The 18,285-nt window shown below is 30.8% G+C and carries 21 protein-coding genes; 14 read left to right on the top strand and 7 right to left on the bottom strand.

Translation table 11 applies throughout. From position 1 onward, the window contains the following. Genes BLQ93_RS01470 through BLQ93_RS01535 form a run of 14 tightly spaced genes read left to right on the top strand, consistent with a single transcriptional unit; the run spans window position 1 to window position 12,782 of the window. Window positions 1-2,547 carry a CBS domain-containing protein gene (locus BLQ93_RS01470; RefSeq protein ID WP_092127673.1) on the top strand — a complete coding sequence of 849 codons (2,547 nt, stop codon included), beginning with the start codon at window positions 1-3 and terminating at the stop codon, window positions 2,545-2,547. Between the two features lie 59 nt (window positions 2,548-2,606). Beyond that, window positions 2,607-3,629, top strand: a complete 1,023-nt coding sequence (locus tag BLQ93_RS01475) for an aspartate-semialdehyde dehydrogenase (protein WP_025392704.1) — start codon at window positions 2,607-2,609, stop codon at window positions 3,627-3,629. A 12-nt stretch (window positions 3,630-3,641) separates the two neighbouring features. After that, a complete protein-coding gene (locus tag BLQ93_RS01480) occupies window positions 3,642-4,085 on the top strand; it encodes a universal stress protein (protein WP_092127675.1) in 444 nt (147 codons plus the stop codon). Continuing rightward, window positions 4,086-5,369 carry a nucleotide sugar dehydrogenase gene (locus BLQ93_RS01485; protein ID WP_092127677.1) on the top strand — a complete coding sequence of 428 codons (1,284 nt, stop codon included), beginning with the start codon at window positions 4,086-4,088 and terminating at the stop codon, window positions 5,367-5,369. Window positions 5,370-5,372: 3 nt separating this feature from the next. Beyond that, complete coding sequence (locus BLQ93_RS01490; RefSeq protein WP_025392701.1) at window positions 5,373-6,350, top strand: NAD-dependent epimerase/dehydratase family protein; 978 nt, start codon at window positions 5,373-5,375, stop codon at window positions 6,348-6,350. Continuing rightward, window positions 6,347-6,562 carry an exodeoxyribonuclease VII small subunit gene (xseB, locus tag BLQ93_RS01495; RefSeq protein WP_025392700.1) on the top strand — a complete coding sequence of 72 codons (216 nt, stop codon included), beginning with the start codon at window positions 6,347-6,349 and terminating at the stop codon, window positions 6,560-6,562. The genes BLQ93_RS01490 and xseB overlap by 4 nt, the downstream gene beginning before the upstream one ends. Continuing rightward, entirely contained in the window at window positions 6,559-7,410 is an 852-nt protein-coding gene (locus BLQ93_RS01500) for a polyprenyl synthetase family protein (protein WP_092127679.1), read from the top strand. Before xseB ends, BLQ93_RS01500 begins: the two co-directional genes overlap by 4 nt. After that, window positions 7,411-7,974: an imidazoleglycerol-phosphate dehydratase HisB gene (gene hisB, locus BLQ93_RS01505; protein ID WP_025392698.1), complete on the top strand. Its 564-nt coding sequence runs from the start codon at window positions 7,411-7,413 to the stop codon at window positions 7,972-7,974. Continuing rightward, window positions 7,975-9,204: a MiaB/RimO family radical SAM methylthiotransferase gene (locus BLQ93_RS01510; protein ID WP_092127681.1), complete on the top strand. Its 1,230-nt coding sequence runs from the start codon at window positions 7,975-7,977 to the stop codon at window positions 9,202-9,204. Then, window positions 9,185-9,973: an MBL fold metallo-hydrolase gene (locus BLQ93_RS01515; RefSeq protein ID WP_159427463.1), complete on the top strand. Its 789-nt coding sequence runs from the start codon at window positions 9,185-9,187 to the stop codon at window positions 9,971-9,973. Before BLQ93_RS01510 ends, BLQ93_RS01515 begins: the two co-directional genes overlap by 20 nt. Beyond that, complete coding sequence (locus tag BLQ93_RS01520; RefSeq protein ID WP_092127685.1) at window positions 9,970-10,815, top strand: diacylglycerol/lipid kinase family protein; 846 nt, start codon at window positions 9,970-9,972, stop codon at window positions 10,813-10,815. The genes BLQ93_RS01515 and BLQ93_RS01520 overlap by 4 nt, the downstream gene beginning before the upstream one ends. Next, window positions 10,794-11,648, top strand: coding sequence for a phosphatase PAP2 family protein (locus BLQ93_RS01525; protein WP_025392694.1), 855 nt, complete (start codon window positions 10,794-10,796; stop codon window positions 11,646-11,648). Before BLQ93_RS01520 ends, BLQ93_RS01525 begins: the two co-directional genes overlap by 22 nt. Next, a complete protein-coding gene (locus tag BLQ93_RS01530; RefSeq protein ID WP_092127687.1) occupies window positions 11,641-12,456 on the top strand; it encodes a sulfite exporter TauE/SafE family protein in 816 nt (271 codons plus the stop codon). The genes BLQ93_RS01525 and BLQ93_RS01530 overlap by 8 nt, the downstream gene beginning before the upstream one ends. After that, entirely contained in the window at window positions 12,453-12,782 is a 330-nt protein-coding gene (locus BLQ93_RS01535; protein WP_092127689.1) for a DUF1634 domain-containing protein, read from the top strand. The genes BLQ93_RS01530 and BLQ93_RS01535 overlap by 4 nt, the downstream gene beginning before the upstream one ends. On the opposite strand, the gene xseA is transcribed toward BLQ93_RS01535, so the two are convergent. Genes xseA through BLQ93_RS01570 form a run of 7 tightly spaced genes read right to left on the bottom strand, consistent with a single transcriptional unit; the run spans window position 12,783 to window position 18,283 of the window. Continuing rightward, window positions 12,783-14,111 carry an exodeoxyribonuclease VII large subunit gene (gene xseA, locus BLQ93_RS01540; protein ID WP_092127691.1) on the bottom strand — a complete coding sequence of 443 codons (1,329 nt, stop codon included), beginning with the start codon at window positions 14,109-14,111 and terminating at the stop codon, window positions 12,783-12,785. Beyond that, on the bottom strand, window positions 14,108-14,665 hold the full coding sequence (ruvA, locus tag BLQ93_RS01545) for a Holliday junction branch migration protein RuvA (RefSeq protein WP_092127693.1): 558 nt from the start codon (window positions 14,663-14,665) through the stop codon (window positions 14,108-14,110). The genes xseA and ruvA overlap by 4 nt, the downstream gene beginning before the upstream one ends. After that, entirely contained in the window at window positions 14,666-15,724 is a 1,059-nt protein-coding gene (locus tag BLQ93_RS01550) for a tetratricopeptide repeat protein (RefSeq protein ID WP_159427464.1), read from the bottom strand. A gap of 43 nt (window positions 15,725-15,767) precedes the next feature. Beyond that, entirely contained in the window at window positions 15,768-16,061 is a 294-nt protein-coding gene (locus tag BLQ93_RS01555; RefSeq protein ID WP_092127697.1) for a lipopolysaccharide assembly protein LapA domain-containing protein, read from the bottom strand. Beyond that, window positions 16,058-16,534, bottom strand: coding sequence for an HIT family protein (locus BLQ93_RS01560; RefSeq protein WP_025392687.1), 477 nt, complete (start codon window positions 16,532-16,534; stop codon window positions 16,058-16,060). Before BLQ93_RS01560 ends, BLQ93_RS01555 begins: the two co-directional genes overlap by 4 nt. Before the next feature lie 4 nt (window positions 16,535-16,538). Further along, window positions 16,539-17,834: a phenylacetate--CoA ligase family protein gene (locus BLQ93_RS01565; protein ID WP_092127699.1), complete on the bottom strand. Its 1,296-nt coding sequence runs from the start codon at window positions 17,832-17,834 to the stop codon at window positions 16,539-16,541. A 14-nt stretch (window positions 17,835-17,848) separates the two neighbouring features. Further along, a complete protein-coding gene (locus tag BLQ93_RS01570) occupies window positions 17,849-18,283 on the bottom strand; it encodes an amino acid-binding protein (protein ID WP_025392685.1) in 435 nt (144 codons plus the stop codon). Window positions 18,284-18,285: the final 2 nt, after the last annotated feature.

The following is an 18,285-nucleotide window of genomic DNA, read 5'->3' on the forward strand; positions in this document are numbered from 1 at the left end:
ATGAAGGTAATTACATGCCACGTTGAACCTGATTTTGATGCAATAGCAAGTGCAATAGCAGCAAAATTACTTTATCCAGACGCTACAATTGTTTTTCCAAATTTACCAAAACGTTCAAAAAAGAATTTTCTCATCCAGTCAACAATATACGCTTATGCGGACTTTCAAAAGGTGGACCTTGAAAGTATTGATACATTGATTGTTGTTGATACGCGTCAAAAGTCACGAATAGGTGAATTTGCAAAGATAGTTGATAAAGTTAAAGTTATATGTTTTGACCACCATCCAGATGGCGATATAAACTGTCATGAGTTTTACTGCAAAAAAACTGGTGCAAACACAACACAGGTTGTCATGAAGTTAAAAGAACGCAATATAGATTTTAGCGCAGAAGAAGCAACGTTATTTATGCTTGGAATATATGAAGACACAGGAAAATTGCTATACCCATCCACAACAGTATATGATTTTGAAGTATGTGCATATTTGCTTGAAAAAGGGGCAAAGCTTGATGTAGTATCGAGTGTATTGGAAGAAACAATAGAAGAATCGCAGGTATACCTATTAAATGAGTTAATACATAATGCTCGTATATTTGAGTATAACAATATTAGTATTGTATTAAGTTTTGCTCAGTATAGCGAATATGTGGCAGAAGCAGCAAACTTAGTAAATACATTTTTGAGTATGAAAAAAGCAGATGCTGCTATTTGTGTTTTCAGGATGCAGTCTCGAATTTTTATCATTGGTCGTTCTATAAACGAGAAAGTTGATGTAGCAAGGATTTTAAAAACATTCAATGGTGGTGGACATAGTTTGGCAGCAAGTGCAACAGTAAAAGATCTTACCCTTATTGAAACGCTTGATGAAGCAACACTTGCTATAAGAGATAGTTTTTTGTATATAACAAAAGCAAAAGATATTATGAGCACACCTGCTAAATGCGTTGAAAAAACAGACACTGTTGCCTCCTGCAACGAAATAATGGCAAAATATGGTATAAACTCTTTAGTTGTGTTGGATAAAGGAAATTTAGCAGGTATTATCTCAAGACCAACGCTTCAGAGGGCAATTTATCATAATTATGCAGATGAGCCTGTAGAAAAGTTTATGGTAACCGATTTTTATACTGTAAATGAAGATGTACCATTAGCAAAAATAAAAACAATAATAATTGAAGAAAAGCAGCGCATAATACCTGTGCTTAGGAACAATGAAGTTGTTGGTGTTTTGACAAGGACCAATATTTTAAATTTAATTAATCAAACTGAACAAAAACTCATGCGCAAAACACTAAAAGTTGATTTGAAGCTAAAAAATAAATTAGACGAAAAAATTTACAATTTCTTTACAATTATATCAGAAGTTGCTCTAAAGTTAAAAATGAAAGCTTATGCAGTAGGTGGAATGGTTAGAGATCTTATTATGGATATACCCATTAAAGATATTGATATAGTAATTGAAGGTAATGCTATAGAATTTGCTAAAGAATTTTCAACAATTGTTGGTGGAAAACTAATTGCTCACAATGAGTTTAAAACAGCAAGCGTTATTATCAACGGTGAAAAAATTGATTTTGCAACGGCTAGACAAGAGTATTACGATGAAATATCATCTGGGTTGCCACATGTCGAGGAAAGTTCGCTAAAATTAGATTTATACAGAAGAGACTTTACAATCAATACACTTGCTATAAGTTTGAATGAAAATTTTGGCGAGCTTATAGATTACTTTGGCGGAGTAAAAGATATTAAAGACAAAAAAATACGCATTTTACACAATCTAAGTTTTATAGAAGATCCAACAAGAGTTTTTAGAGCTTTGCGATTTGCAGAAAAGTTTAATTTTTTATTGGGTCAACAAACAGAAAAACTAATGAAAAATGCTTTAGAGCTTGGAGTTTTGAATACGGTTTCTAAAAATAGGTTATTTCTAGAGTTTAGTTTAGTATTAAAAGAAGAAAAAGTTGTAGAAATTCTAAAGAAAATCAACGATTATAAAATTTTTAAATATCTTCACAAAGAATTTTATATTGATGAAAATTGTTTCAATTTAATTAATACTGGTAAAGATTTTGTTAAAATGTGCACTTTTTTTTGCCCTATAGAATTCAGGATAGAAGCTATTTATTTTTCAATATTGAAGTTTTGCTTTAGAAAAAAGTTCAATTTAACAAATATTTTAGGCATTGTTGATAGCAAAATAGAAAAAATATACAGCCAGATGATACAGATAAATGTATTTTTGTCAAAAAGAAGAAAAAAAAGCGAGATTTATTTTTTTTTAAAGCCTATGGCTCTTGAAGCACAAATTGCTGCTTTTGCAATATCCAAAAGTAATTATGTAAAAGAAGCGCTAATTTCTTATATAAGGGATTTACAATTTATAAAACCTCTCGTGTCAGGTAAAGATTTAATTACTTTAGGATTCAAACCTTCAGCAATTTTTGGCAAAATTCTTAATGATTGCTTTGAAAAACAAATTGAAGGTGAATTCACAAGCAAGCAAGAAGCTATTGATTATATAAAAAACAAATATTTAAATTGATTTTTACAATAATAATGCTATAATTATAAACAAATAAGCGCAAATTTTGGGGGTTTGCAATGAAAAGTTACAATGTAGCAGTTGTTGGTGCAACAGGAGCAGTTGGCGAGGATATGATTAAAACACTTGAAGATTTTAATTTTCCTGTAAAAAAACTTTTACCTCTTGCCTCAGAGCGTTCGATTGGTAAAAATGTCACTTTCAAAGGCCAAGAAATACCTGTAGAAGTGTTGAATGAAGAATCGTTTAAAGATATAGATATAGCGCTTTTTAGTGCTGGAGGCAGCGTTAGTGCAAAGTATGCTCCTATTGCTGCAAGATCTGGAGCGGTTGTGGTAGATAATACAAGTTACTTTAGAATGGATAAAGATATACCGCTTGTTGTACCGGAAGTAAATGCAGAAGATATTGCTTTGTATAAAAACAAAGGCATTATAGCTAACCCGAATTGTTCTACCATACAGATGGTTGTAGCGCTAAAACCTATCTATGATAATTTTGGCATCAAAAGGATTGTAGTTTCCACATACCAGGCAACAAGCGGTGCAGGAAGAAGGGCGATGGAAGAATTAATTGATGAAACAAAAGCGTTTTTTGAATTTAAGTATGATTCATATAAGCCAAAGGTTTTCCCAAAAAAAATAGCTTTTAATTGTTTACCACACATAGATGTATTTTTAGAAAATGACTACACAAAAGAAGAAATGAAAATGGTTAACGAAACTAAAAAGATTTTCCACGATGATTCAATAAAAGTCACCGCAACATGCGTTAGAGTTCCTGTTTTAAGGGGACACTCAGAATCTGTCAATGTTGAAACCAAAAAGCCATTTGATATAAACGAAGTTAGAAAACTTATAAAAGAAGCTGCAGGTTGTGTGCTTATGGATGATCCAAAAAGCCTAATTTATCCAACGCCTATAGAAGTTAGCGGCAGAGGAGAGACATTTGTTGGACGCATAAGACGTGACGAGTCAATCGAAAATGGACTTAATCTGTGGGTAGTAGCAGACAACTTACTTAAAGGTGCAGCTTATAATGCTGTGCAGATAGCTCAGATTTTGATCGAAAAATATTTATAAAGGAGGCTTTCTATGCAAGGTTTTAGCCCAAAAAACATACTTGTTCCTACAGATTTGAGTGAGAATGCTCAAAAAGCTATTGAGTACGCGCTTAGTTTGGCAAAAGCCTATGGTGCAAAATTGCACATTTATTATGTAATAACTGATTTACAAGCTGCACTTGGCTATGTACCATCACTACCACTTGATAAAATAGAAGCTTCAATGAGGCAAGAGGCAGAAAACTACTTTGAACATATAAAAAATAAGATTTTGAAAGATTTTGATAATTTTGATATGCACATTGAAGTTGGTGATGCTCCAAAGAAAATTGTTGAGTTTGCAACAAATAATGACATTGACTTGATAGTTATGGGTGCACAAGGCAAAAGTGCGCTTGAGCGGTTTGTTTTTGGTTCAACTACGGAAAAAGTTTTAAGAATGTCAAAGAAACCTATTTTAGTGGTGAAAATGTAAATGACCATAGAGGAGTTTGAAAAAAAACAAAAAAAAATTGCGGTTGTAGGGCTTGGTTATGTTGGTTTACCTCTGGCAGTAAGCCTTGCTAAATATTTTAGTGTAATTGGCTTTGATATAAATAAAAAACGTATAGATGAACTTAATAAAGGCTTTGATATAACAGGTGAAACTGATAGTAGTTCTATAAAATCGCCAAATATTTTTTACACGAATGACGCATCTTTTTTAAAAGAGTCAAGTGTTATTATTGTTACAGTTCCAACGCCTATTTTAAAAAGCAAATTGCCAGATTTAAGCCTTGTTGAAAGCGCAAGTTATATCGTTGGAAAAAATTTGGCTAAAGGCTCAATTGTTGTATATGAATCAACCGTATACCCTGGTGTAACAGAAGATATATGTGTTCCAATACTACAGAAAACTTCAGGTTTAAGCTACTTAAATGACTTTTTTGTAGGTTACTCGCCAGAGCGTATAAATCCAGGCGATAGGTTACACACACTTGAAAATATAACTAAAGTGGTATCAGCTTCAAATGAAGAAAGTTTGGAGATTTTGTCAAAAATATACGGTAAGATTACAAATGTGTACAAAGCCCCAAACATAAAAACAGCAGAAGCAGCAAAAGTAATTGAAAATACACAAAGGGATTTAAATATTGCATTAATGAACGAGCTGAGTTTAATTTTTCATAAAATGGGACTTGATACAAAAGAAGTCCTTGATGCAGCTGCGACTAAATGGAATTTTTTAAAATTTGAACCAGGTCTTGTTGGTGGCCATTGTATAAGTGTTGACCCGTATTATTTAACATACAAAGCTCAGGAATTAGGGTATTTACCCCAGGTTATATTAGCTGGAAGAAGACTTAATGATTCTATGGGTTGCTATATTGCTCAAGAATCAGTAAAGCTTATTATGCAAAAAAATTTAGGCCATAATTGTTTGATACTGGGCTTTACATTTAAAGAAAACATAAAAGATACAAGAAACAGCCTGGTATTTGATATATATAGAGAGCTTAGAAACTTCAATATGAATGTTGAAGTCTATGACCCTCATGTTATAAAAGAAGAAGTGTTATCCCATTATGGCAATATTGCCCTTATAGACTCACCATTGCTAAAGCAATATGATTGTGTGATATTAGCTGTAAAGCATGATGAATTTATAAAAGAAAAGTTATGGCTTAAATGTTTGAAGGATAACTCATGCTTGATAGATGTAAAAAGTGTGGTTGACAAGAAAGACTTACCAGACACAGTTTATTTGTGGAGGCTTTAAAAAGTGATTTTTATACCAGGATGTGCTGGTTTTATAGGATTTTCTACAACGCGTGCGTTGCTTGAGCAAGGAAAAACCTGTGTAGGTATAGATAATCTAAATCAATACTACGATGTAAAAATGAAACAAAAAAGACTATCTATATTAAAAGGTTATAAAAATTTCATATTTTATGAAGCAGATGTTGAAAATTTTGATGTGCTAAAGCTCATATTTCAAATGCACAAGTTTGATAGTATAATAAATTTAGCTGCCCGTGCTGGCGTTAGATATTCTATGCAAAATCCTTTTGTTTATTTATCTACAAATACACTCGGAACGCTGAATTTATTTGAGCTTGCAAAGCGTTTTGGTGTTGAAAAAGTAGTGCTTGCGTCCACTTCATCGCTTTATGCAGGTGAGTCATTACCGTTTAGAGAAGACTATTGCGTAAACAAACCATTGTCAGTATATGCTGCAAGTAAAAAAGCAATGGAAGCAATTGCTTATTCCTATTACCAGCTATATGGTATAGATGTTACCATGCTAAGATACTTTACAGTATATGGTCCATATGGCAGACCGGATATGAGTATATTTAGATTTATAAAATGGATATACGAAGAAGAACCAGTAATTATTTTTGGAGATGGTAGTCAATCAAGAGATTTTACATACATTGATGATGCAGTGGATGCAACAATTAAAGGACTAAAAAAAGTTGGGTGTGAAGCTTTCAATGTAGGGGCAAACACTTCTTATTCTCTTAATTATATAATAAGTCTCATTGAACAAAATTTAGGTAAAAAGGCAAAAATTGTGCACAAAGAGTTTCACAAAGCAGATGTTTTAGCCACACGTGCTGATTTTTCAAAAATTAATTCAATGTTGGACTTTACACCAAAGGTAACTATTGAAGAAGGAATAAAAAGATTATGCGATTGGTATGTAGAAAACGCATCGTTTTTAAAAGATATAAGTACAAAAGAGCAGGATAGATGAATCAAGAACTTAGTTTTGAACAGGCTCTAAAACGCCTTGAAGAAATAGCTCAAAAATTAGAACAAGAAAATTTAAATTTGGAAGATGCTTTAAAATACTTTGAAGAGGGTATGGAATTGTCAAAGTTTTGTTCTTTGACACTTCAAAAGGCAGAAAATAAAGTTAAAGTTATTATGAAAGATAGTGAAGTTGAAATGGAAGATCTAGAATGAGTTACAAACAAATCATTGATTCTAAGCTAAGTCAGTATTGTAGTAAACAAAGATTATATATAGAAAGTTTTAATGAGGCCTTTTGTTACAGCCTTTTGAATGGTGGGAAACGCTTAAGGGCTCTTTTAATGTTAACCATCATAGAGTTAAAAAGACAAGTTAGCGAAGATGACTATAAAATTGCTATGGGCCTTGAAATGTTGCATGCGTATTCTCTTATACATGATGATTTACCTGCTATGGATAATGCATTACTTAGAAGAAATTTACCTACTAATCACATAGTTTTTGGTGAAGATCTGGCAATTTTGGCCGGTGATGGTTTGAATACAAATGCATTTTATATGATTTCAAGCGCCAAAATATCACCTGAGAAAATTGTTAAGATAATTAAAACATTATCCGAAAAAACGGGCATTTATGGTATGGTTTTAGGTCAGGCAGCAGATATCCTTTCAAGTAAAAACAAATTGAATAAACCACAAAAATGGCTTGTTAACTTTATACATAAAAATAAAACTGCGAGGTTTTTGCAATCATGCTGCGAGATTGGGGCTATTCTTTCAGATCAAGATGAACGCCCTTTTTCAAAATTTGGCTTATATTTGGGTATGTCTTACCAGATCATAGATGATTATTTAGATATAGTATCCGATAAAAAAGTTTTGGGCAAAGATAAAAAGGATATTGACAATAACACACTTACATACCCGAAAGTCTATGGTATTGAAAAAAGTCTGGATCTAGCAAATAAACTTAAAGGTTTGGCGATTGATGCATTAAAAAATATCCAAGGTCATGAAAAATTAATTGAATTAGCTGAATTTATTGTAAAAAGGGCTAGTTAGATGACAAAGATTGAAAGAAAAACAAAAGAAACTAATATAAAAATCGAGCTTAGTATTAATGGTTCTGCTAAATATAATATCGATACAGGTATTGGTTTTTTTAATCATATGTTAGAAACACTATCACGACATAGCAATTTCGATTTAAATGTGAAAGCAAGCGGTGATATTGATGTTGATTACCACCATTTAGTTGAGGATGTTGGTATTGTGTTAGGTCAGGCTTTTTTTGAAGAAACAAGGAAAGCCAATTTTGAGAGATTTGGCTATAGCATTATACCTATGGATGATGCTTTGGTATTATCAAGTGTTGACTTGGCAAACAGGGTTTATTTAATGTATGATTGCCAAGTAAGTGGAGCTATATTAAATTTTGATGTAGAACTCATTGAAGAGTTTTGGAGAGCGTTTGTAAGCAATGCTCGCATTGTTTTGCACATAAAGCAACTTGCTGGCTACAATAAACACCATATTGTTGAAGCTGTATTTAAATCTGTAGCAAAAAGCTTAAAGAGTGCCTGTATGCCTTCAACTGAAATTTTATCAACAAAACTTACGCTTTAGATGAAAACAATAGCTTTTTATACCTTTGGTTGCAAAACAAATCAATATGAAACGCAATTAATGATTGAGTCTATTGTTAATCAATATAAAGTTGTTGATAAGTCGACTAAAGCGGATATTTATGTTATTAATTCATGCGCGGTTACAAAGTCTGCTTCTGATCAATCAAGACATACTTTAAGAAAACTTCAAAGGCAAAATCCGAATTCACATATTATTTACACTGGTTGCGATAGTTACCTAATTAACAAAGACGATTATTTTGATGCAAATAATCTTCATATTGTAGGCAATAAGTACAAATACGATATATTAAGCGCTATCCAGCGTAGTGTAGATACATCTTTACCAACAAAAACTTACAATATAGACAAAGTTGTATCTTTTTGGCAAAAAAGCCGTCCATTTGTAAAAATTCAAGAAGGTTGCAGCAATTTTTGTTCTTATTGTGTTGTGGCTCACTTAAGAGGTATTCAAAGATGCAAAGATTCTTCTTTGGTTATTAAAGAAATAGAAAACTTTATAAAGCAAGGATTTGGCGAGATAGTATTAACAGGCACAAACATAGGCTCATATGAAAACTTAAAAGAACTGCTTAGAAAAATTGATTCACTAAAGTATAATTTTAGAATCAGGTTAAGCTCAATTGAGCCTATGTATGTTGATAAAGAGCTTATTGACATAATAGCTTCAGGAAAATTTGCAAAGCATCTACATATACCCCTTCAATCAGCCAGTGATAGGATACTTAAATTAGCACACAGAAACTATACTGCTTATGATTTTGAAAAAATTGTAGATTATGCTTCAAAAAAGGGTATATTTATAGGGACAGATATAATTGTTGGTTTTGAAGAAACTGATGAGGATTTTTTAACTACATATAAGTTTGTTGAGAATAATGATATTGTGTTTGCACATATTTTTACATATTCTCATAGACCATTCACAAAAGAAGTTTCATGTTACATAGATAATAGCATCTTAAAAGAAAGATCAAATAAACTAAAAGAACTCATAAATGTTAAATTCAAACAAAAAATGCAACAATTTATAAATAAAAGTACACAAATTATTGTACAACAAAAGCGCACCTTTGTTCAAAATGATGAGTATAATTTAGCCCTTGCAAGCCAATACTTTAAGGTGTTGACAAAAATAGAAAAAAAAGGCTTAATTGAAGGAAAGATTACTAATTTTGATGGTGTTTATGCGTATTTTGAAAGATAGAAATTTTAAAAATGGCAAAGATAAGATTATTTTTTTAGGCACGGCAGGTGGAAGATTTAGTGTATTTTACCAGATACGCAAAAGTGGCGGGATTTGGTTTCATTTAGGTGGTAAAACATTTGTTATAGACCCAGGACCTGGTGCTTTGGTTACAGCATTGAAAAATAAGATTAACATGTCGAAGGTTGATGGTATTTTTTTAAGTCACAGACATCTAGACCACTGCGCAGATATTAATTCTATAATGGAGTCAATGGTAATATCTGGAAAACGCACCAGGTATTTGTTTGCGCCATCTGCAGCATTGGATGAAGATCCTGTAGTTTTACATTACAATAGAGACAAATTTAATATACTTTATTTAAAAGAATATACAGATTATGCTATTGGTGATCTTAAAATTTCTACAAAATTAACCCACCTACACACAACACCAACATTTGGTGCAGTATTTAAATCAGATAGTTACTCGTTTGCATATATTGCAGATACTTTATATACTGATCAATTAGCTATAGATTATAGAGCCGATGTTGTTATTGTAAATACAGTTTTTAAAAATCAGATGCCAGGATATATGCATCTATCTGCAAACGATATGTATAAGTTTTTGGAAATTTTTAAACCAAAAATATTGATTTTAACACATTTTGGTATGGGTTTTTTAAATGAAAGCCCTCACCTTGTTGCGAAAGAAATATCCCAAAAGACAAATACAAATGTAATTGCAGCATGGGATAATATGATAGTGGAGTTAGAAAATATATGATAGCAATAATTGCCAACCCAAAAGCCCGTAGATTTTCAATTAATAAACTTATGCAAATAAAACAGATATTTAATGAATCATTTAAAAAAGTGGATATTTTTTACACAAAAAGGCCAATGGATGGTTTTGAGATAGCAAAAAAAATTAATTCATCATATAAAATTGTGTGTTCTTATGGTGGTGATGGTACGCTAAATGAAGTTGTAAATGGTATTGTAGATAAAGATATTAAACTTGGTGTGTTGCCTTGTGGGACTTCCGATGTATTTGCACTGGAGCTTGGTTTACCAAGAAATGCCCTAAAATGTGCAAAGCGTTATTTAAAGCAAAATTATGTTAATGTTCATTTGGGAGAGTTAAATAATAGGTATTTTATATTAATGGCAGGTGTTGGTATAGATGCTGCTGCTGTACTTGATGTAAATCATTCTCTTAAAGAATACTCAGGAAAACTTTCCTATATTTTAAGTGGCATAAAAAGTGTAAAATCATTTGATAAACTAATAAGTGTTAAAACGGCTTTTGAAGAAAAGCGCTGTTACAGTGTAATAGCTACAAATGCTAAAAAATACGGTGGTAATTTTCCTATTTTCAAGAAAGCAAATTGTTTTGAGAAAAATTTATATGTTTGCTTGTTTCACACAAAAAAAAGTCTATGGAATATGACAAAAACTGCAATTTTTTTGTTTTTTGACATTAATTCAAATTTGCATGAATGTTTTTTTGCTGATGAAATTTCTATTGATACTTTTGATATACCAATACAGGTAGATGGTGATTTTGCAGGTTTTTCTCCAGCAAAGATAAAGGCTAGCAAAAAATGCGTGAAAGTTTTGATATAAAACCGTTTGATGTTGTAAATTTAACCTATTATTTTTTTATAATATGTCTGGTATTTATTTTCAGATCTCAAATACCATCTTATCTATTTTTAATTTTTTCATATATTTTTATTATAATCATTGTTATTATTATATTATTAAAGCCAGATAAAAGCTACTTTTTATCTATATTCAGGTATTTTTACCCTGTAGTTTTTTTAGGCTTTATATTTGAATCACTTGCATTAATTGTACCTTTTATACAACCAAGAAACAAAGACAGTTATTTGATTGGGATTGATAAAATGTTTTTTTCAAAACCTATTGCAGAATATTTTTATATATTTAACAAACCAATTTTCAACGATATTTTTTCTATTTTTTATACTTTTTATTATTTTTTGCCGTTAATTTTACTGTATTTTTTGTATAAGAAAAAATACTATTTAAAACTTGAATATTCTTTATTTGCCCTTTCTTTGGCTTATTATATTTCATACATTGGCTACATACTTGTACCTGCAATTGGACCTAGATACTCTATTGTATTTAGCCAGCCTATCCAGGGAGGTATTGTATATAATTTTATATCCACATTTTTGGATAGATTTGAGCATATTAAACAAGATTGTTTTCCGAGTGGACATGTAGCAATATCTGTTTTGACGGATATGCTAATATTTGATATTAGAAAAAATGCTGGATATGCTGTATTGTTAATAGTTATTGTATTAATTGTTTCAACGCTTGCTCTTAGATACCATTATTTTATAGATGATGTTTGTGGATTGTTGCTTGCTTTTTTTTCTTATTTTGTGGCTAAAATAGTGTATAGGAAAAAACTTTATGTTTGAAATAGCTCTTGTTTTAATGGGTATGCTAAGTGGTATTTTTGGCGCTTTATTGGGAATTGGTGGCGGCACATTTGTTGTTCCGCTTCTTGTTATTTTTTTGCATTATCCCATACATCAGGCTGTAGCAATAAGTCTTATTTCTATAATAGCAACAAGTAGTTCTGTTGCAAGTGTAAATGTTTATAATAAAATAACAAATATGAGGCTTGGAATAACATTAGAGCTAGCTACAACGCTTGGTGCTATTGCAGGTAGCTTTATTGGAACTTTTTTAAAAGGCAATGTAATTGCCCTCATTTTTTCCTTTGTTATGGCATTTATTGCTTATTTTATGTATTTTCACAAAGACAATGAACAGGCTACATCCATCGTTCAAACAAAAAGTATTTATGCAAGCAGTTATTTTGATTATGCGTTAAATAAAAATATAGAGTATGATGTTAAAAATTTAGGCGCAGGATTGGCTATAAGTGCTTTTGCCGGTGCTTTTTCTGGTATGTTGGGTATTGGTGGTGGTGTATTAAAAGTGCCTGCTATGAATGCATTTTGTAAAGTACCCATAAAAGTTGCTGCTGCAACTAGTAACTTCATGATTGGTGTTACAGCAGCTGCTGGCGCCTTTATATATTTTGGAAAAGGATACATAGAAAAACCGCTTTATGTGGCTTTGATCGTTTTTGGTGTTATATTGGGTTCAAAGCTTTCTATGCCTATAATTAAAAAAGTACCACCTGCAAGGGTAAAAAATATTTTTATTCTTTTTTTGATATATTTGGCAATTGAAATGTTTGTGAAAGGTGTAAAATGAAATTTGATTTAAATAAATTTATTGCAAAAACGCTTGCAGTTGGTGTTTACTCAAGCATGTTTTTGTTTTGTGTTGCAATAATTGAAAGTTTTTTCAAAAAAAGCAATGTATTGGATAGAAGTTTTTTTGGTATAATGAATGGATTAATAGCGCTTGATCCCAATGCTACGTTGTTTTCAGGCATTGTAATTTTAATGTTAACACCAGTTGTAAGAGTTTTGTTTTTGGCGATTGGATATTTTATAGAAGGTGATTTGCGCTTTTGTTTTTATTCTATTTTAGTTTTATTAATACTAATTTTTAGCGTGTATTTTGGTGTGCACTAATTAAAGTTTTTTTGATACAACTGACTCAATTTTGCCGTCGTATAAAACTGTATATAAATAGTCATTTTCTTTTACGTCATTTATGCTTTTTATAATTTTTTTATCTTTTGTGTATGTTATCGAAAATCCCCTTTTTAAAACATTTTTTGGGCTTAAAGCTGTAATTTTAGCGGTTAAGTTTAAAAGTGTATGTTTTTTTTTCTCAAGCAGTACTTGCATATTAGAAACAATTAAATTTTGAAACTTTAAATAAGCAATTTTTTGTGTATTTAGCTTTGCTATTGGATTTTGAAGCTTTATCCTGTTTTCTAGAGATTTAATTTTTTTACTTTTGTTGAATATAATGTTTTGTATTCTGTGCTCAAGTAAAGCACTAAAATTATCGATTTTTAACATATTAACTTCTATATAATTTTCTACTAATTTAATTATTTTTGTAAGTTTTAAGCTTTCAAAATTTGCTTTTTTTGAATTTAAAATCCTGTAAAAATTTGAAAAAATGGATTTTTTTAGCATTAATACGGTTTTATGTAGATCTACGTAAGCTTTTGTTAAAATTTCTGCAGCCGCAGATGGGGTTTCTGCTATTTTATCTGCTACAAGGTCGCATAATGTTTGATCTATTTGATGGCCAATAGCGCTTATGGTAGGGATTTTACAATTTTTAAATGCGATTGCAATATCCAGATCGTTAAATATCCACAATTCATCAACAGAACCGCCGCCACGTGTTAGAATACATACATCAAGAGATAGTTTGGCATAATTTTCATTGACAAACTCAATTGCTTTTAGTATTTCTTTTTTTGCATTTTCACCCTGTACTGTTGCAGGATATATCAGTATTTCGAGTCCAGGGCTGCGTCTTTTTAGTATATTTAAAATATCCTTTAGTGCAGCAGCTTGAAGACTTGTTATTATAATTACTTTTTTAGGAAAAAATGGTAGCGGTTTTTTGTTTTCAAGGTAGCCTTTTTCAAGTAAGAATTTTTTGTCTTCTTCAAGTTTTTTGTACTTTAGGCCATCACCAATGCTTTGAATATAAGAAATTACTAAATGGTATTGTCCATGAGGCTCATATAGGCTGATTCTTCCAAGTGCTATAACTTTTTGACCATTTACCAGCTGTTTTTTAACATTTTCATCAATATTTGATTTAAAGATGACACACATTAATCTGGCTTTTTGGTCAACTAAATTAAAGTACACATGTTGAGCGCTTGAAATTTTCAAGTTTGATATTTCGCCTTCTACAAATACTTCGTTAAAATTCCACTCAAGCAAATCTTTAATTTGTTTTGTTAGTTCAAAAACACTTAAAGGTTTCATTGTCGCAAATTTTTAAGACAAATTTTGATGAGCTCAGCTGTATCTAAATTCGGATTTTGTCTGTATATTTTATCTAACACAGGCAAAACCTGATGTTTTGAAAAACCTAAACTATTGGTTAAAACATCCAACAATTCAATAAGCTTTTCATCTGTTTCAAGTACCTTATCTGATAATTCAAATATAATTGCACTGGCTGTTTTTTTACCAATGCCTGGCACGCTTATGAGTTGCTCTACTTTTTTATTTGCAATGATATGTTTAAATTCTTGAGGTGAAAATTTTGATAATATTGATATAGCTGTTTTTGCACCAATTTTTGATATTTTTCTTAGTTCGTTGAATAAATATTTTTCTTCTTCGTTTAAAAAACCATACAACCTAAAACCAGTTTCACTTGCGATTAACTCCACAAATAGCTTTACTTTCTCTCCAAGCTTGAGATTAAAATAGGTGAGTAAACTTACTATTATAGTAAAATGTATACCACATATGTTCATTACAACAAAACCATTTTTTTTATCGGTTATTTTTCCTTCTAATGCATAAAACATCTAAAGCTCCACTTTTGCACTGTCCCAATTTCTGCATTTTGGGCATTTCCAGAAAAATAAATGTGTTGAGTAACCACACGATTTACATGTGTATTTTATATTAACCTGTAATTTGGATGCAAGTATTTGAAGTTTTTTATTATCAGTTTGATTTGAAAGACACTTAACAGCTAAAACAATAGCGCTTTGTGTATAGTGACCTGATTTTAAAATAATATTTAAAATAGATAAAGCTTTTTTATACTTTCCAAGTTTTAAAAGATACATTGAACTAAAAAAAAGTATGTAGTATGATTTAGGGTTGTAAACGAGTATGCTTTTTAAAAATTCGTATAAATCATTCTTGTCTATTATATTGTCTAAAATAAGATTAAAAAACTCATCTTTTACTTTTACTGCATCAAACCAAAATTGAAAAGCTCTTTTTTTGTCTTGATTTGCATAAGATATTTTACCCAGATTAAGCAAAGCATCAAAACAGTTTTTATCTTCAACAAATGCTTTTTTAAAGTAATCATAAGCTAAATTGTAATCATTTGATTCTCTTAGAGCTTTTTTGCCAAGCTCACAGTAAATATGTGCCGTGATTTTTTTATCTTCACCAAATCTTTTTTGCCATACAAGTGCACTTTCCCAATCTTTTGAATCCTCATACACCTCTTCTAAGTACTTTTTTAATGTATTATTTTTTGGGTCTAAAGATAAAGCATTTTTGAATGTTTCTTTTGCTCTATCGTAGAGTCCTGCTTTTTTATAGTCTATACCTATATTTACATAAACTTCAATTTTTTTTTCTCTATCTAATTTTCTTGCAAGTAAACCTTTATGGATAATTAAAGCTCTATTGATTTCTCCTTTTTTTCTAAAAAGATTACCAATACTAATATATACATCCACAATATCTGGTTCAAGCTCTATTGCGCTTGTGAGCTCTTCTATTGCTTTGTCTGTTTTGTCTTCAATTATATAGTTTATGCCTTTTAAATAAGCGGTAATTTTCTTTTTTTCAATTTTTCTTTTCTGTTCTTTTACTATATAGTATACAACTATTGCTAACATTATTACAGCGCTTATCAGAACTATGTCGTTAAATTTAAAAAAGTTATTCATCTTTATTTAGTGTAAGTTTTCTTAGTGTTAGAACCTCATCTTTTAGCTGTTTTATTTCTTTTTTGTATTCTTTTATCTTTTTTGTGTAGCTTATATCATCAATGAGGCATACAATTTGACTTGCAATTAATCCTAATAAAAAAAATACACCTATTACAAGCCATATAGGGCATTGTATTACGAAACCAAATATATTTAAATTAACTTCAATTTGCTTGTTATAATAGCTAATTATAAAAGCAAAAGCACCAATAACCAGAAAACTCAAGTTTTTGAGTAATTTCAAATAAACTCCTTAATTTTGTTATATGTAGCACGTAAACCTTCGGATATTACCTTTGTATCGCAAACTGTGCTCATAAAATTTGTATCTCCAATCCATCGTGGCACTATATGAAAATGTATATGATCTGCTATACCAGCTCCTGATGCGCTACCTAAATTCATTCCTATATTTAAGCCATTTGGTTTAAATGCTTTTTCTAGAATATCACAAAAATTTTGAACAGTTTTAAAAACATCAATACTTTCATCATTGGTTAATAATTTTATGTGGTTTATGTGTCTATTTGGAACTACCATGATATGTCCCGGATTGTATGGAAATATATTCATAATAACAAAACAATGTTTGCTTCTGTATAATATATAATTGTCTTCATCTTTTTGTTGGTTTAAAGCATCGCAAAAAACACAACTTCCTGGTTTTTTTTCACTTAAAATATAAGCCATTCTCCAGGGAGCCCATAGTGTTTTCATAACTTTATATACCTCTTTTGTCAATAATACGTTTTGCTTTTCCTTCGCTGCGCTCCAAGCTGTATGGTTCTACAAGTTTTACATCAAGTTCTATACCAAGTATAGTTTTAAGTTCATATTTTATTTTTTCGAGCATAAGTCTTTGTTGTTTCATTTCATCAAAAAAGATATTTTCATTTACTTCTACAAGTAAAGTAGCTTTATCCAAAGCTTCTTCTTTTTCTAAAACTATCTGGTAAGCACTCATAACACCTTCAATATTAAACAATGCTTCTTCTATTTGTGTAGGGAAAACATTGACGCCTCTTATTATCATCATATCATCACTTCTTCCTATTGGTTTTGACATTCGAGCCATGTATCTACCGCAGGCACATTTTGACTTATCCAGTTTTGTAATATCCCTTGTTCTGTATCTTATAACAGGCAAAGCCTCTTTTGTAAGTGTAGTAATGACAAGTTCTCCATATTCTCCTTCTTTTACTGGATCAAGAGTGTCCGGGTCTATGATTTCTACCAGGAAGTGATCTTCAAAAATATGCATACCGTTTTGATAGGTGCACTCAGCACTAACACCAGGACCCATAACCTCACTTAAACCGTAATTATCGTATGCTTTAATTGGCAAAGCTTCTTCTAGTTTTTTTCTCATTTGCTCACTCCAAGGCTCTGCACCAAATAGACCTATTCTTAAACTAATACTGTTTGGATCAATATTCTCTTTCCTTAAGGTTTCAGCGATATGCAAAGCATAACTTGGTGTGCATACAAGCACAGTTGGTTTTAAATCTGTTATAAGCTGAATCTGCCTTCTTGTATTGCCACTTGAGACAGGTATAACGGTTGCACCGAGCTTTTCAAGTCCATAATGAAGCCCAAAGCCACCTGTAAATAAACCATATCCAAAAGCTATATGAACAATATCATCGCTGCCTACACCTGCGCATGCAGCTAGTCTTGCAACGAGGTTGCTCCAAGTATCAAGATCTTTTTTTGTATAGCCAACTATTGTTGATTTTCCTGTTGTGCCACTTGAAGCATGGATCCTTGCAAGTGATTTTACATCTTTGGCAAACATACCGTAAGGGTAATTTTGCCTAAAATCTTCTTTTGTTGTGAAAGGCAGTTTAATAATATCTTGTAAACTTTTTATATCTTGTGGCTTTATTTTGATGCTGTCTAATTTTTCTTTGTAAGCTTTTACATTATTATAAGCATAATGAACCGTTTTTTTTAATCTTTCTAATTGAAGCTCTTCAATTTGTTCTCTATTTAACAATTCAAATTCGGGTTCAAACATAAGATTAACTCCTTTTAATTTTCAATAAAGTATTCCTGGTCTAAAAAATGTATTTTGTTTTTTAATTTTTCATATGCTTCATCAATATTTTCAAATTTTAATAATATAACAGCGTGACCTGCTTTTGCATTTACAAAAGTATAAACATACTCTATATTTAAGTCGGCTTCATTTATAATTTCAAGTAATTCCATTAAACCACCGGGTCTATCTTCCATTAAAGCTGCAAGTATTTCGTTTTTTTTAACAATAAAATGTTCTTTTTTTAAAGCTTCGTATGCTACTTCTGGCTTATTAACGCAAAACCTCAATATGCCAAAATCGTTTGTATCTGCAAGATTTAAAGCCCTTATATTTATATTATTTTCCTTGAGAATTTTTGTTACATTATAAAACCTGCCTTTTTTATTTTCTATAAATACAGAAATTTGCGTTATTTTGTAATCCATTA

This window comes from Desulfurella multipotens (assembly GCF_900101285.1).
GTDB classification, from domain to species: Bacteria; Campylobacterota_A; Desulfurellia; order Desulfurellales; family Desulfurellaceae; genus Desulfurella; species Desulfurella acetivorans.